This is a genomic window from Paraburkholderia sp. BL27I4N3, from assembly GCF_003386115.1.
GTDB lineage: Bacteria > Pseudomonadota > Gammaproteobacteria > Burkholderiales > Burkholderiaceae > Paraburkholderia.
In genome coordinates this window covers 821,948-836,207 of sequence record NZ_QREJ01000001.1, presented here as the reverse complement: position 1 = coordinate 836,207, position 14,260 = coordinate 821,948, and the positions used below count along the sequence as shown (strand labels likewise).

The window sequence follows — 14,260 nt, the reverse complement described above, 5'->3', positions numbered from 1 at the left end:
ATATCACCCATCGCCCAGAGAGAATCATGGACTTGGCCGCTTTGACCATTTTTCGCGCCGTCGTGCGGGAAAACGGCGTGACGCGCGCTGCCGCCAAGCTCAATCGTGTGCAATCGAACGTTACCACGCGTATCAAGCAGCTCGAGGAGCAATTGGGCACCGACCTGTTCATCCGCGACGGCCGCCGTCTCGTGCTGACGCCCGCCGGCGAGACGCTGCTGCCGTACGCCGAGCGCCTGCTCGCGCTCGCGGATGAAGCGCGTCACGCAGTGCGTGAGGATCGTCCAAGCGGACGGTTGCGTTTGGGCACGATGGAAAGTGTCGCGGCAACGCGTCTTCCCGCCCTGCTCGCGCGTTATCACCAGCAGTGGCCCGCCGTCGCGCTGGAACTCGAGACCGGCACGACCGGCAAGCTGATCGAGCGGGTGCGTGAATTCGAAGTGGATGCGGCGCTGGTGGCGACGCCGTTGGATCCGGCCAAGCTCGGTGATGTATTCGAGTCGGTGCCGGTGTTTCGGGAAGAGCTGGTAATGCTGACGCCGCGCGGCCATCGGCCGATTCGCGACGTTCGGGACATTGCGTCGTCCACGCTGATCGCGTTCGAGCGCGGATGTGCTTACCGGTCTTATATCGAGAAGTGGTATCTGGAGCACGGCGTGAGGCCGGCGCGCGTGCTGGAACTGGGCTCTTATCACGCGATCGTGGCCTGCGTGGCCGCTGGCGCTGGGGTGGCGGTCGCGCCGCGGTCGGTGCTGAATTTACAGACCGACGCCAGCAATATCGCGGTGCATGAGCTGCCCGATATCGGCGTGATCGAGACGCTGCTGGTGTGGCGGCGCGGACACTTTTCGTCCGCGCTGAACGCGCTGAAGCAGGCGTTGGTGATGCGGCAGGATGCGGTGAATTCAACTGGGATCGCAACTGCCACGGAAGGCGCGGTCTGATCTTTGGCGGGGGGCCGGCATCCGGCGAAACGAACACTGCGAGCAAAATCAAAGCTCGGCGCGGCGCCCATTCGGAACCCAGCGCGCCAGACTCTGAAAAAAACTCGGGCCACGCGAGACGCTCGATCTTCCAGCGCCCCGCGTGGCCCAATCACATCAGAATCAAAGCTGGCCTTCGACCCAACCCTTGACGCCGGCCAGCGCCGCCGGCAGATTCGCCGGCTCGGTGCCGCCAGCCTGAGCCATGTCCGGACGGCCGCCGCCCTTGCCGCCGACCTGCTGCGCCACGAAGTTGACCAGATCGCCTGCCTTGACCTTCTTGCTCGCGTCCGCCGTAACGCCGGCGATCAGGCTCACCTTGCCGCCTTCGACCGATGCCAGCACGATCGCCGCGCTCTTCAGCTTGTCCTTGAGCTTGTCGACGGTTTCGCGCAGCGTCTTGACGTCCGCGCCTTCGAGCGTAGCCGCCAGCACATGCACACCGTCGACTTCGATCGCCTGCCCGGCCAGCTCGTCGCCCTGGCTTGACGCCATCTTCGACTTCAGCGCGCTCAGTTCCTTCTCCAGCGACTTCACCTGGTCCTGGACCTGGGTGATCCGCTGCGTCAGTTCCGACGGTTGCGCCTTCAACACAGCAGCGGCCGCGTTGATACGCGCGTCGAGGTCCTGCACGAAGCGCACGGCGTTGTCGCCCGTGATCGCTTCCACGCGGCGGATGCCCGCCGCCACGCCGCCTTCCATGACGATCTTGAAGAGGCCGATGTCGCCGGTGCGATGCACGTGCGTACCGCCGCACAATTCACGCGAAAAGCCCAGGTCGAGCACGCGCACTTCGTCGCCGTACTTTTCACCGAACAGCGCCATCGCGCCGCCCTTCACCGCTTCGTCGAACGGCATGACGCGCACGATGCCAGGCGCATTCGCCAGCACTTCGGCGTTGACGATTTCTTCGACGCGGCGGATCTGCTCGTCGGTCATCGGCGCGTTGTGCGCGAAGTCGAAACGGGTCTTGTCCGCGTCGACGAGCGAGCCCTTCTGCTGCACGTGCGAACCGAGCACTTCCCGCAGCGCTTTATGCATCAGGTGAGTGGCCGAGTGGTTACGTTGCGTGCGAGCGCGGCGCACCGCGTCGATTTCCGCCTTGACGACGTCGCCCACCTTCAGCGTGCCCTGTTCGAGCGTGCCGTGATGACCGACCACGTCGGCCTGCACCTTTAGCGTATCGCTCACCGCGAAGCGAACGCTCGCGTTGGCGAGCACGCCCTGGTCGCCGACCTGGCCGCCCGACTCCGCGTAGAACGGCGTGTGGTCCAGCACGACGACAGCCTGCTGGCCGTCACGCACTTCCTGCACGGAGGCGCCGTCTACATACAACGCGATAACCTTCGCGTCGTCGAAGACGATTTCTTCGTAACCGTGGAAGGTGGTCTTCGCGCCCGAGTACTCGAGGCCTTGCGCCATCTTGAACTTGCCCGCCGCGCGAGCCTGCTCGCGCTGACGCGCCATGGCTTCGTCGAAGGCGGCTTCGTCGACCGTCACTTCGCGCTCGCGGCACACGTCCGCCGTCAGGTCCAGCGGGAAGCCGTACGTGTCGTGCAGCTTGAATGCGAGTTCGCCGTCGAGCGTCTTGCCGCCCTTCGCTTCGAGGTCGGCCAGCGCGCTCTCGAGAATCGACATGCCGTGCTCGATGGTCTCGAAGAAGCGCTCTTCTTCCTGACGCAGCACGTCGGTCACGCGTTGTTCAGCTTCCTTCAGTTCCGGGTATGCGCCGCCCATTTGCGCGACGAGATCGCCCACCATGCGATGGAAGAACGAACCCTTCTTGCCCAGCTTGTAGCCGTGGCGGATCGCGCGGCGCACGATGCGGCGCAGCACATAGCCGCGGCCTTCGTTGCCCGGAATCACACCGTCGACGATCAGGAAAGAGCAAGCGCGGATGTGGTCGGCGATCACCTTCAGCGAGTTGTTGGTCAGATCGCTCACGCCGGTTTCGCGGCCGGCGGCCTTGATCAGCGCCTGGAACAGGTCGATCTCGTAGTTGCTGTGCACGTGCTGCAGCACGGCAGCGATACGCTCCAGACCCATGCCGGTGTCGACGCACTGCTTGGGCAGCGGCGTCATGTTGCCTTGCGCGTCGCGGCTGAACTGCATGAACACGAGATTCCAGATCTCGATGTAGCGATCACCGTCTTCCTCGGGCGATCCGGGGGGGCCGCCCCAGACTTCCGGGCCGTGGTCGTAAAAGATTTCCGAGCACGGGCCGCACGGACCGACGTCGGCCATCTGCCAGAAGTTGTCCGATGCGTAGCGCGCGCCCTTGTTGTCGCCGATGCGGATGATGCGCTCGACCGGCACGCCCACCTCTTTCGCCCAGATGTCGTGCGCTTCGTCGTCTTCGTGATAGACGGTGACCCAGAGCTTGTCTTTCGGCAGCTGATACACGCCCGTCAACAACTCCCACGCGTAGTGGATCGCGTCGCGCTTGAAGTAGTCGCCGAACGAGAAGTTGCCCAGCATTTCGAAGAACGTGTGGTGACGCGCGGTGTAGCCGACGTTTTCCAGATCGTTATGCTTGCCGCCGGCGCGCACGCTGCGCTGCGCGGTCGTGGCGCGCGAGTACGGGCGCGATTCCGCGCCCAGGAACACATCTTTGAACTGCACCATTCCCGAATTGGTGAAGAGCAGCGTCGGGTCGTTGCCGGGCACAAGGCTCGACGAGCGAACGATCGTATGGCCCTTCGATTCGAAGAACTTGAGGAATTTCTCGCGGATTTCGGCGGCTTTCATGGCGTGCGGGGGACGGGTTTGCCAGTTCCCTGGCTGTTACCGGCGGCATCGTGGGATGCGCCAACTGTTTGTTTCTTAAACGACTGATTATACGGGATCGGCGCCCGTGCGCGGCGGCGCGGGCTGCATGGCTGGCCGTTCGGCCAGGTTCGAGCGGGCGCCGTGGGACAGGGCGGCACTTTGCGAGGCCCGTCATTCGTCCTATACCGTTCGGCCGACTGCGCCAGCGCGCGGGAATCGCTTAAGATTGCCTCCATCCCGCAGCGCCTCGCGCGCCGCCTTGGCCACGAAGAAGGAGACATCGAACAATATGGGCGCTCTAAGTCATATACGCGTGCTGGATCTCACACGCGTACTCGCCGGCCCCTGGTGCGCGCAGACGCTCGCCGATTTCGGCGCCGACGTGATCAAGATCGAACGCCCCGAAGTCGGCGACGACACCCGCCACTGGGGGCCGCCGTACCTGAAGACGCCCGAAGGCGAAGACACGCGCGAGGCCGCGTACTACCTTGCGGCGAACCGCAACAAGCGCTCGGTCACCGTGGACATCGCCTCGCCCGAAGGCCAGCGGATCATTCGCGAACTGGCCGCGCAGAGCGACGTGGTGCTGGAGAACTACAAGGTAGGTCAGCTACAGAAGTATGGCCTCGACTACGCATCGCTCAAAGAAGTGAAGCCCGACATCGTCTATTGCTCGGTGACCGGCTTCGGGCAGACCGGGCCGTATGCGCAGCGCGCCGGGTACGACTTCATCGTGCAAGGCATCGGCGGCTTCATGAGCATTACCGGCGAGCGTGACGGCCAGCCGGGCGGCGGTCCGCAGAAGGCCGGCGTCGCGATTGCCGACCTCATGACCGGCATGTATTCGACTATCGCCGTGCTCACCGCCCTCACCCACCGCGACCGGACGGGCGAAGGCCAGTACATCGACATGGCGCTGCTCGACGTGCAGGTTGCGATGCTCGCGAACATGAACTCGAACTACCTGGCGAGCGGCCAGCCGCCGGTGCGCTGGGGCAATGCGCATCCGAACATCGTGCCGTATCAGACCTTCCAGACGAGCGACGGGTGGATCATCGTCGCGGTCGGCAACGACGGTCAGTTCCGCAAGTTCGTCGAAGCGGGCGGCCGCCCGGAACTGGCGGACGACGGGCGCTTTGCCACCAACCCGGCGCGGGTGCGCAACCGCGACATCCTCGTGCCGATTCTCGCGGAGATGGTCCGCCTGCAGGGCAAGCAGCAATGGATCGCCGCGCTCGAGGCGGCGGGTGTGCCGTGCGGGCCGATCAACGATCTCAGCGAAGTCTTCGAGAACGAGCAGGTGCTGGCGCGTGGGCTCCAGGTGGACCTGCCGCATCCGTCGGGCGGAGCGGTCAAACTGGTGCGCAATCCGATCAACATGACCGGCACGCCGCCTGAAGCGCTTACCCATCCGCCCATGCTCGGGGAGCACACAGAGAGCATCTTGCGCGACGTGCTGGGCTATGACGAAGCGAGGATTGCGGCGTTGCGCAGCCAGTCCGTGATTTGAGTCCGCAATTTGAGTCCGCAGTCAGGCCGCCGCAAGCTCCGAAGATGCGAGGTGCGCCGCGGAGCGCAACGTCGCGATGAACCCAGCGCGGAAACGGACTCCCAAATCGACGGCGCGGGCGGCTAGCGCGGCCCGAACGACGCCAGCCACTTACGCCCTTCGTCCCAATCGCCGAGCCCGCTGTCCGCATTGATATGGCCGCGCGGTCCGAGGTCGATCCAGCGGCTGCTCCACGCGTTCGCGCAGGTTTGTGAAAACGGCACGCCGCCGTAGGGATCGTCGCTGCTGGCTACGACAATGGTCGGAAACGGCAACCGTTCGAGCGGCACAGGCGCGAAACCGCGCGCGTCCCGCGGAAAATGCGCCTCGGCCGGATCGGGCAGCGCGACCAGAAACGCGCCCGCCACCTTCGCAAGCTGAGCGGCGCTCGCATATTGCGCCGCCCAGAAAGCCGTCGTCAGGCAGCCGAGGCTGTGCGCGGCGAAGACCACGGGCGCATCGGCGGCGGTCACCGCGGCGTCCAGCGTGCGGCACCAGGCGTCGCGTTCAGGGTGATCCCAGTCCGGCATCCGCACCCGCACGAAGGCCGGATTCAGTTCTTCCCAACGTGTCTGCCAGTGGCCGGCGCCGGAATTCTGGTAGCCCGGCAGCACCAGCGTGGTGGGTTGTTTTCGTACGCTCATCCGCGTTTCCCGTGTCGGTTGTTAGTCACAGTTTATTGTTTTTGCACTGTGGTTTTTGCTCGCGCCGGCGCAAGCCCGCATCGCCGCGTCAATGCATCACGCGTCCCACGCCCACGCCGCGCGGATCCGCCGCCGGCACCGGCGTCGTGCCCTCGATGCGGATCATCTGCACGTCGCCGTTGAACGACTGTCCTTCGAGCGTGTAGCCCTTGGCCTGCAACTGCTCGGCCAGTTCCCCCGTGATCGGACGATACGGCTCGAAATAGATCGTCTTCTGCGGCAGCAACTGGTGGTGAAAACGCATGGCGGCGAGCGCGTCGGGGGGCGACATGTTGAAGTCGTACAGGTCGGTCATCACCTGAAAAATCGACGTCAGGATGCGCGAACCGCCGGGCGTGCCGATCACGAGCGACACCTTGTTGTCCTTCAGCAGAATGGTCGGCGTCATCGACGACAGCGGACGGCGTCCCGGTGCCACGGTGTTCAGTTCGGCGCTGTTCGCGCCGGCGGGTTTGGTCACGAAGTCGTCCATGGCGTCGTTCAGCAGGAAGCCGGCGCCGTCCACCACCACGCCCGAACCGAAGTCCCCGTTCAGCGTGTAAGTGTTCGACACGGCGTTGCCCCACTTGTCGACCACTGAGAAATGTGTGGTTTGCGCCTTCTCCGGAACAGCGTCGCCGAGTCCCGGCTTGACCGGCGTCGCGCCCGGCACTTCGTCGGGTTTGACTTCGTCGGCGCGCTGGGCGAGGTAGGCGTCGTCGATCAGTTTGGCGGTCGGCACCTTGTACGCATCCGGATCGCCCAGGTATTGCTGGCGATCGGCGAACACGCGGTCCTCGATTTGCGCAATCAGATGGATGTACGGCACGGAATTCAGTTCGAGGCCGTCGAACGCCGGCTTGAGGTCGGCTTTCATCTTCAGCATCTGGATCAGACCCACGCCGCCCGAACTCGGCGGCGGCGCGGTGACGACCTGATAGCCGTTCCAGTCGGCGGTAAGCGGCTGACGCCACACGGCCTTGTACTGAAGCAGGTCCTGTTTCGTGACCAGACCGTGGCCGTACATCTGCTGGGCGATCAGGTCGCCGGTGCGGCCTTCGTAGAATTCGCGCCCGCCGTCGCTTGCGATGCGCGACAACGTCTGCGCCAGTTCAGGCTGGCGATATGTCACGCCCGCCTTCAGACTGGAGAAGTAGGCGTCGAAATTGGTCTTGCCGGCGAGATTACTCGCGGCCGCGTCGTGGCGTTGCTGCAACCACGGTTCGACCTGGAAACCGTCGGTGGCGTAGCGGATCGCGGGCGCGAGCACCTGCTTCCACTTCAGTTTGCCGAAACGCTGGTGCGCTTCCCACATGCCCTCGACGGTGCCCGGCACGGCCACCGCGCGATGGCCGACGGCGCTCATGCCCGGCAGCAGATTGCCCTTGTCGTCGAGATACATGTCGCGGGTCGCCTGTCGCGGCGCGCTCTCGCGATAGTCGAGGAAATACGGCTTGCCGTCCATGAACACCGTCATGAACCCGCCGCCGCCGAGGTTGCCCGCATCCGGCGCGGTCACGGCCAGGGTGAAGGCGACGGCGACAGCGGCATCCACCGCGTTGCCGCCGGCGGCAAAGATCTGCTGCGCCGTGTCCGCGCTGTAGCGGTCCGGCACGGCCACCGCCGATGCGTCGAACACGGCCTTGGGCGGCGGCGTTTTCGCCAGCGCGACCGTGCCGCCCGCGAAGGAGGCGAGCACGGCCGACACGGTCAGGATCCGGGTCAGGGAAAGAAAAGTGAAAGGCGCGCGAGGCGCGCCGTGCGTCGGGACAGACATCCGAGAAACTCCGGCAACTGAAGGCGCCATGGTGCACGAGCGGCAGGAAATCGTGCAAGGCGACAAGGGGCGGTGCAACCTGCGAGGATCGCTGCGACGAGTGCGCGCTGCGCGTCGTGGGCAAGCTGCACTGCCCCGGGAAAAATCGGGGGCGGGCTTTGAGGCGCGGCGAGGCGACTAATGCACCTCTGCTAACGCACCTCTCGATGCGCGCTGATCTCCCGCCCCCGGACTCACGCCGCACGAAATGCAGCCTGACTGGCTGCCCGAGGCAACGTGTCGAAAGCGGGCGCATACGGCCCATTGCGGCGCCAGCACACTTGACGCGGACAACCCGCGCAGCCAGCGTGGGCGAAGCCGCGCCGCTCGCATCCTAAGTCGGCGGCGCTCGCGTGAACAAAACGTTTTACCTCCTGTTACAGCGCCGGCCTGACCCTTCAACTACCGTCAAAATGGCTCAAACGTTGGCTGCGCGCCGCACTCGCCTGCCGCAACGGGGCTCGTCAGGTAGAATTGGCGGATAAGAGGACGCATTGCGCGCCCCCGACAGACTCTCACCTTCTCGCATGAATACCGAACGCAACGACGCGCCAGCGGCATCCAATTTCATCCGCAACATCATTGACGACGACAACCGCACCGGCAAGTGGGGCCAGCGCGTCGAAACGCGCTTCCCGCCCGAGCCGAACGGCTATCTGCATATCGGTCACGCCAAGAGCATCTGCCTGAATTTCGGCGTGGCGCGCAGCTACGGCGGCGTGTGCCATCTGCGCTTCGACGACACCAACCCGGAAAAGGAAAGCGTCGAATACGTCGACTCGATCATCGACGCCGTGCGCTGGCTCGGCTTCGAGTGGGAAAAAGACGGCAAGTCCGAGCTCTACTACGCGAGCGACTACTACGACAAGCTGTACGAATTCGCCGAACTGCTGATCGAGCGCGGCAAGGCGTACGTGGACAGCCAGTCGGCCGAAGAAATGCGCGCGAACCGCGGCTCGGCTACGGAAGTCGGCACGCCGTCGCGCTTCCGCGAGCGTTCGGTAGAGGAGAATCTCGACCTGTTCCGTCGCATGAAGGCCGGCGAGTTCCAGGAAGGCGAGCACGTGCTGCGCGCGAAGATCGACATGGCGTCGCCGAACTTCAACATGCGCGATCCGGTGATCTACCGGATTCGTTTCGCACATCACTACCGTACCGGCGACAAGTGGTGCGTGTACCCGATGTACGACTACACGCACTGCATCTCGGACGCGCTGGAAAACATCACGCATTCGCTGTGCACGCTGGAGTTCGAGGACCATCGTCCGCTGTACGACTGGATTCTGAACGAGCTCGCCGAGGCCGGCATTTTCACGCGCCCGCTGCCGCAACAAATCGAATTCTCGCGACTGAATCTGACCTACGCGATCACCAGCAAGCGCAAGCTGCTGCAACTCGTGACCGAAGGCCATGTGGACGGCTGGGACGATCCGCGTATGCCGACCATCGTCGGCGTGCGCCGGCGCGGCTTCACGCCGGAATCGATCCAGTTGTTCTGCGAGCGCATCGGCGTGACCAAGGTCGATTCCTGGATCGACATGAGCGTGTTTGAAGGCGCGCTGCGCGACGATCTGGACGACAAGGCGCCGCGCACCGCCGCCGTGCTCGACCCGGTCAAGCTGATCATCGACAACTTTCCGGAAGGCGTCACCGAGCCGTGCAATGCGCCGGTCCACCCGCATCATCCGGAAATGGGCGTGCGCGAGTTTCCGATTTCGCGCGAACTGTGGATCGAACGCGACGACTACAACGAAACGCCGCCGAAGGGCTACTTCCGCCTGTTCCCGGGCAACAAGGTGCGTCTGCGTTACGGCTACGTGATCGAATGCGTCGGTGCGGATAAAGACGAGAACGGCAACATCGTCGCGGTCCATTGCAACTACTTCCCGGACAGCAAGTCGGGCACCGAAGGCGCGAACAACTACAAGGTCAAGGGCAACATCCACTGGGTCAGCGCGGCAGCCGCGTGCCCGGCCGAAGTGCGCATCTACGACCGCCTCTTCAAGGAGCCGCAACCGGACGCCGGCGGCCGCGATTTCCTCGAAGCGCTGAATCCGGATTCGAAGCGCGTGGTCAACGCCTACCTTGAGCCGGGCGCACGCGAAGCGCTGCCGGAACAGCGCTATCAATTCGAGCGCCACGGCTATTTCGTCGCCGACCGCGTCGATTCGAAGCCGGGTAAGCCCGTATTCAATCGCATCGTCAGTCTGCGCGACAGTTGGGGCAAGCCGGCGTAAGCTGGAACGCACTCTTTTGCCGCGCATCTGAGGTTGGCTACGGCGTGCGTCTTGATCGAAAGATGCACGCCGTTTTGTTGCACCATGTTTCCATCGACGGCGACGGCGCGCATCCGCACACGCCAGTCCGGGAGGTCCGATGAAAGTTGCAGGCCGTCGCGGGGCCCGTACCCGGCACATGACGGGGCACACGGCATACGCCGCACGTTTCGCCCATGGCGCGGGTTGCGCGCTCGTGGCGCTGATCACCTTCGCAGCGGCGTCGCTCAGCTGCGCCGCTGAGGCGGATGAACTCACCGGCACGCTGAGAAAAATCCACGACGACGGCGTGGTCGTGCTCGGCGTGCGTGAAGCCTCGATTCCTTTCTCTTACTTCGACGGCAAGGGCACGGTCGGCTACTCGCAGACCATCGCGCTGCAGATCGTCGAAGAGATCAAGAAGACGCTCGGCATGCCGCAACTGAAGGTGCACGAGATCACGGTGACCTCGTCGAACCGCACGCCGATGTTGCTGAACAACCAGATCGACCTGGAATGCGGCTCGACCACCCACACGGTGGAACGCGAAAACGTGGCCGCGTTCTCGAACAGTTTTTTCCAGTACGCGGTGCGCATGATCGCGCGCAAGAACGCCGGCATCACGGATTTTCAGGATCTGGCCGGCAAAGCGGTCGTGACGACCGCGGGCACCTCGGATGAACGCCTGCTGCGCCGCCTGAACACCGACAAGCTCCTGAACATGCGCATCACCAGCGCGCGCGACCATTCCGAGGCCTTCAACGCGCTCAAGGACGGCCGCGCCGTGGCCTTCGTGATGGACGAGCCGATCGTGTACGGATTCAAGTCGACCGATCCGCGTCCCGACGACTTCGTGGTGACCGGCACGCCGCTGGGCTACGAAGTCTACGCGTGCATGTTCCGCAAGGGCGACGAGCCGTTCCGCGCTCTCGTCAACGGCGTGATCGCGCGCGGCCAGACGTCCGGCGAAGCGGAGCGTCTGTACAAACAGTGGTTCACGCAACCCATTCCACCGCGCGGCATCAATCTGAATTTTCCGCTGTCGGAGCAGAATCGCGCTCTGTTCGCGCATCCGAACGACCGCGCGCTCGACTGAGGCCTCACGCGGTCATGGCCTCGCCGCTATAGCGATCGATGCAGTTCCGCGAGCGACAGCGTGGTCTGAAAGAGCCGCGCGAGACTGCGGCTCGCGTACTTGTCCACTTCGTCGGGCGCGGCCCAGCGGTAGGCATCCATTTCGGGAATCAGCGTGCCGTCCGAGCGGCGCGGAAAGAGCGACGTGCAGGTGCACACGCTCAGATCGAGTTCGTCGACGGTGGCACGCGCGCCGAACAGATGCAGATCCTTGTCGCGCCGATAAACGAACAGGCCAAGGTCTTTCAGACGCTCGGATGCTATGGCGATACCGGTCTCCTCGACCATCTCGCGCAGCGCCGTGACATGCGGCGCCTCGCCTTCTTCGCCGTGTCCTTTCGGAATGTCCCAGTGCGACGTTTCGGTGGCGTGCGCAAGCAGCACGCGTCCGTCCGGATCGAGCAAAACGATGCCGCACGAAATAATCCGTGTGCTCATCGCCACACCATCTCAGACAAACGCGCGGATTCTTCGACACGCACGCGCGTGGCCTCGGGCCTCGTCGGCTGCCAAGCGGCGCGCGCCGCCATCAAGGCCTGCACGCTCAGTGCTTTTTCTGCAATTGCCAGGTGCCGCTGCCCTGCTTGCAGAACTGCGGGCGCAGGTTCATGGATTGTCCCTTGGCGCTCAGCACGACGCCGAGGTCGCGGCAGGTGCGATCGCCCTCTTTGGCCGTGCTGGTCATCGTGATCGCGGCGTCGATCTTCACGCTATTGCCGGTACCTTCGTTGACCCAGTTCGCGGTTTCGCCGTCCTGCTTGTCGTTCAATGCGGCGAACACCGCTTTTTTGACGGAGTCGATGTCGCGTTGCTTCATGTAGCTGATCGGCGTGTCGTTCAGAAAGCCAAGATTTGCTGCTTGCGCGCCGATCGCAGCACCCAGCAACAGGCTGCCGGCGGTCAGTTGAGACAGGACACGGATTCGCATCGACATGAAGGGTTCTCCTCGGAAGTGTTCGGCGGTCTCGAGCGCGCATGGCGTCTCATGATCTGGACCCCAAAAGGATAGCATGTCCCTCTCGAAGGGACCGCGAGAAACGACCGCCTGCCGAAGCGGATAAAACGAGCGCCAGCCTCGCACAGGACGTGCCTCATTTCCGGGGAGCGCGCGCCGCCGGCCCAGTGAGCGTCCCTAATTTTAGGACAGCTCCCATTCCTGCCACCAGGACGCTTTCTTAAGATTGTTCGGTTGCGCCTCCGCGCCAATCAGAATCTGAAGAGGCCTCACCATGCACACCCTCTCCGTCCTCAAAACCATTGCTATCGCGCTTGCGCTGCTGTGCGCCGCGCTCGCGCCGGTTGCGATGGGCCACGATCCCGGACTCGCGCGGCGCGCCGTGCGGATGGACGCGCTGCCTCACGCCCGCTGGCCCAATCTGCTGACGCGCGTCGGCATCGCCTGCCTGTTGCTGTCCTTCGCGCTGCTGCTCGCCGGCTGCTATTACATGCTGGCGAACGCCCGCAATTAATCTCGACACTAGCGACCAGCTAAGCCAGCCACCTTCGCGTCACTCGCCTCACTTCGCGGCCACTGAATCGGCCGCTCCGCTTCCCGCCTTATATCCGTCTGTCAGCGTATTCAGAAACGCGACCACGTCCTTGATTTCAGCCTCGTCGAGCGCCGGCTTGTCACCCGGCTTGCGGTCGAACGGTGGATCGGTATTCAGATTGGCCCAGTACTGCTGAGGCAGATCGTCGAATTTCCGTACTTTGCCTTTCGCCACCGGATAGAACTTCTCCGGATTCGTGTCACGCTCGGCATAGAAACGCACTACCTGATCAAGCGAATGGTAGATGCCGTTGTGGAAAAAGCTCTTCTTCAGCGCCACATTGCGCAGCGTCGGCGTGCGGAAGATGCCGCAAAACTCGCCACGTCCCTTCAGATCGGTGCGCTCCGGGCCGCAAGCGCCGAGGTCGTAGAAACGCGGATCGCGATTCACGGACAGCGCGCGATTGCGCGGCACGCCGATCGCGATCAGGCCGAAGTCGCTGAACTGCGGCGGCGCGCCGTCCAGGGTGCGCTGGCTGATGTGGCAGCTCGCGCAATTGCCTTTTTTCTCGTCGTTGAAGAGTTGCAGGCCACGCAGCTCGGCTTGCGTCAATTGCGCTTTGCCCGCCAGATATGCGTCGTACTTGCTGGTGTACGGATAGAAAGTTTCCGGCGTCTGCTCGAAGGTTTCGAGCGCTTGCAGCACCGCTTTGAAGGTGGCGTCGTCGCTATCGAAAATGTGTGCGCCGAATGCCGCGCGGAACGCGTCGGCGTATGGCGCGGCCTTGACGGCCGCAGTGACCCTGGCCGGCGTGCTGCCCATTTCGAACGACGACAGCAGCGGAATGCGCGCCTGGTCGCCGCCCCGGTCGACGCGGCCATCCCAGGTCAGGCCGCCGGTGGGTCCGGCATCCACGCTTTCGTCGCCTTCGTCATCCGACTCGTGATAGTGCTCGGCGAACGCCGGCACCGACTGCAGATACTTAAGCGTCGGCGCGGCGCGCATGCCGGTGCGGTGCATATCGCTGCCGCCCAGTTGCACCGACAACGCATTGGCCGGCGAGAACCCATGGTCCGGACTGTGACACGACGCGCAAGCGAGCTTGCCCGAACCGGAGAGCGACGCGTCGAAAAATAGCTGCTTGCCGAGCGCCGTCATCTGCCGCACGGATTCGTAGACCTGGGCGCGAGACTGGCCCGCTTCATGGGCCGCCACCTGCACCGCCGACGCCGCCACCGGCGTGGCCGAAGCCGCTACGCCTGTACCGGTGCTTGCCGCGGCTGCCGTGCCTGGCGCACCCGCATCGCAGGCGGCAAGGGTCAAGGTCATGGCCGCCAGGGCGAACGCCGTCGCTTGCCGCAGGCGCGTCGTCGCGAGCCCGGCGTCATGCCGCGCGTCGACCCGAGCCATTATTTTCCGAATCCCCGTCAGACCTGGCCGCATATGAAAGATGTGAGTTTGCGATGGTGAAGTCCGCGAGCGTATTTCATCTGCATGTCGTTTAAATGACATACAGCCGACGTTATTTTGCAATCAGAAGCAATTCGTAAATAGTTACATCTTTCTGTCAAATTGCCTTGC

11 protein-coding genes are annotated in these 14,260 nt (G+C 64.0%); 5 read left to right on the top strand and 6 right to left on the bottom strand.

The features are described from left to right. Nucleotides 1–26 precede the first annotated feature (26 nt). Entirely contained in the window at nucleotides 27–944 is a 918-nt protein-coding gene (locus B0G71_RS03850; RefSeq protein ID WP_116139851.1) for a LysR substrate-binding domain-containing protein, read from the top strand. Between the two features lie 162 nt (nucleotides 945–1,106). On the opposite strand, the gene alaS is transcribed toward B0G71_RS03850, so the two are convergent. Then, nucleotides 1,107–3,731: an alanine--tRNA ligase gene (gene alaS / locus B0G71_RS03845; protein ID WP_116139849.1), complete on the bottom strand. Its 2,625-nt coding sequence runs from the start codon at nucleotides 3,729–3,731 to the stop codon at nucleotides 1,107–1,109. Nucleotides 3,732–4,041: 310 nt separating this feature from the next. Between alaS and B0G71_RS03840 the strand changes: the two genes are divergently transcribed. Then, the gene (locus B0G71_RS03840) at nucleotides 4,042–5,262 is read left to right on the top strand and encodes a CaiB/BaiF CoA-transferase family protein (protein WP_116139847.1); all 1,221 of its coding nucleotides are present in this window, start codon (nucleotides 4,042–4,044) and stop codon (nucleotides 5,260–5,262) included. Between the two features lie 122 nt (nucleotides 5,263–5,384). Here B0G71_RS03840 and B0G71_RS03835 read toward each other — a convergent pair whose 3' ends face one another. Both B0G71_RS03835 and ggt read right to left on the bottom strand, forming a co-directional pair. Then, complete coding sequence (locus B0G71_RS03835) at nucleotides 5,385–5,945, bottom strand: alpha/beta hydrolase (protein WP_116139845.1); 561 nt, start codon at nucleotides 5,943–5,945, stop codon at nucleotides 5,385–5,387. Nucleotides 5,946–6,033: 88 nt separating this feature from the next. Then, nucleotides 6,034–7,761, bottom strand: a complete 1,728-nt coding sequence (ggt, locus tag B0G71_RS03830) for a gamma-glutamyltransferase (protein WP_116139843.1) — start codon at nucleotides 7,759–7,761, stop codon at nucleotides 6,034–6,036. A 566-nt stretch (nucleotides 7,762–8,327) separates the two neighbouring features. On the opposite strand from ggt, the gene B0G71_RS03825 reads away from it, so the two are divergent. Continuing rightward, on the top strand, nucleotides 8,328–10,037 hold the full coding sequence (locus B0G71_RS03825; protein WP_116139841.1) for a glutamine--tRNA ligase/YqeY domain fusion protein: 1,710 nt from the start codon (nucleotides 8,328–8,330) through the stop codon (nucleotides 10,035–10,037). 139 nt (nucleotides 10,038–10,176) lie between these two features. Further along, nucleotides 10,177–11,151, top strand: coding sequence for a transporter substrate-binding domain-containing protein (locus tag B0G71_RS03820; protein WP_116139839.1), 975 nt, complete (start codon nucleotides 10,177–10,179; stop codon nucleotides 11,149–11,151). 26 nt (nucleotides 11,152–11,177) lie between these two features. Here the strand turns inward: B0G71_RS03820 and B0G71_RS03815 are convergent, their stop codons facing one another. After that, nucleotides 11,178–11,627 carry an NUDIX hydrolase gene (locus B0G71_RS03815; RefSeq protein WP_116139837.1) on the bottom strand — a complete coding sequence of 150 codons (450 nt, stop codon included), beginning with the start codon at nucleotides 11,625–11,627 and terminating at the stop codon, nucleotides 11,178–11,180. Between the two features lie 106 nt (nucleotides 11,628–11,733). Further along, nucleotides 11,734–12,123 (bottom strand): RT0821/Lpp0805 family surface protein, encoded by a 390-nt coding sequence (locus B0G71_RS03810; protein ID WP_116139835.1) that lies wholly within the window; start codon nucleotides 12,121–12,123, stop codon nucleotides 11,734–11,736. A gap of 295 nt (nucleotides 12,124–12,418) precedes the next feature. Here B0G71_RS03810 and B0G71_RS03805 point away from each other — a divergent pair, with 295 nt between their 5' ends. Then, nucleotides 12,419–12,658: a hypothetical protein gene (locus tag B0G71_RS03805; protein ID WP_116139833.1), complete on the top strand. Its 240-nt coding sequence runs from the start codon at nucleotides 12,419–12,421 to the stop codon at nucleotides 12,656–12,658. A gap of 48 nt (nucleotides 12,659–12,706) precedes the next feature. Here B0G71_RS03805 and B0G71_RS03800 read toward each other — a convergent pair whose 3' ends face one another. Next, on the bottom strand, nucleotides 12,707–14,089 hold the full coding sequence (locus tag B0G71_RS03800; RefSeq protein ID WP_181916707.1) for a cytochrome-c peroxidase: 1,383 nt from the start codon (nucleotides 14,087–14,089) through the stop codon (nucleotides 12,707–12,709). Nucleotides 14,090–14,260 lie beyond the last annotated feature (171 nt).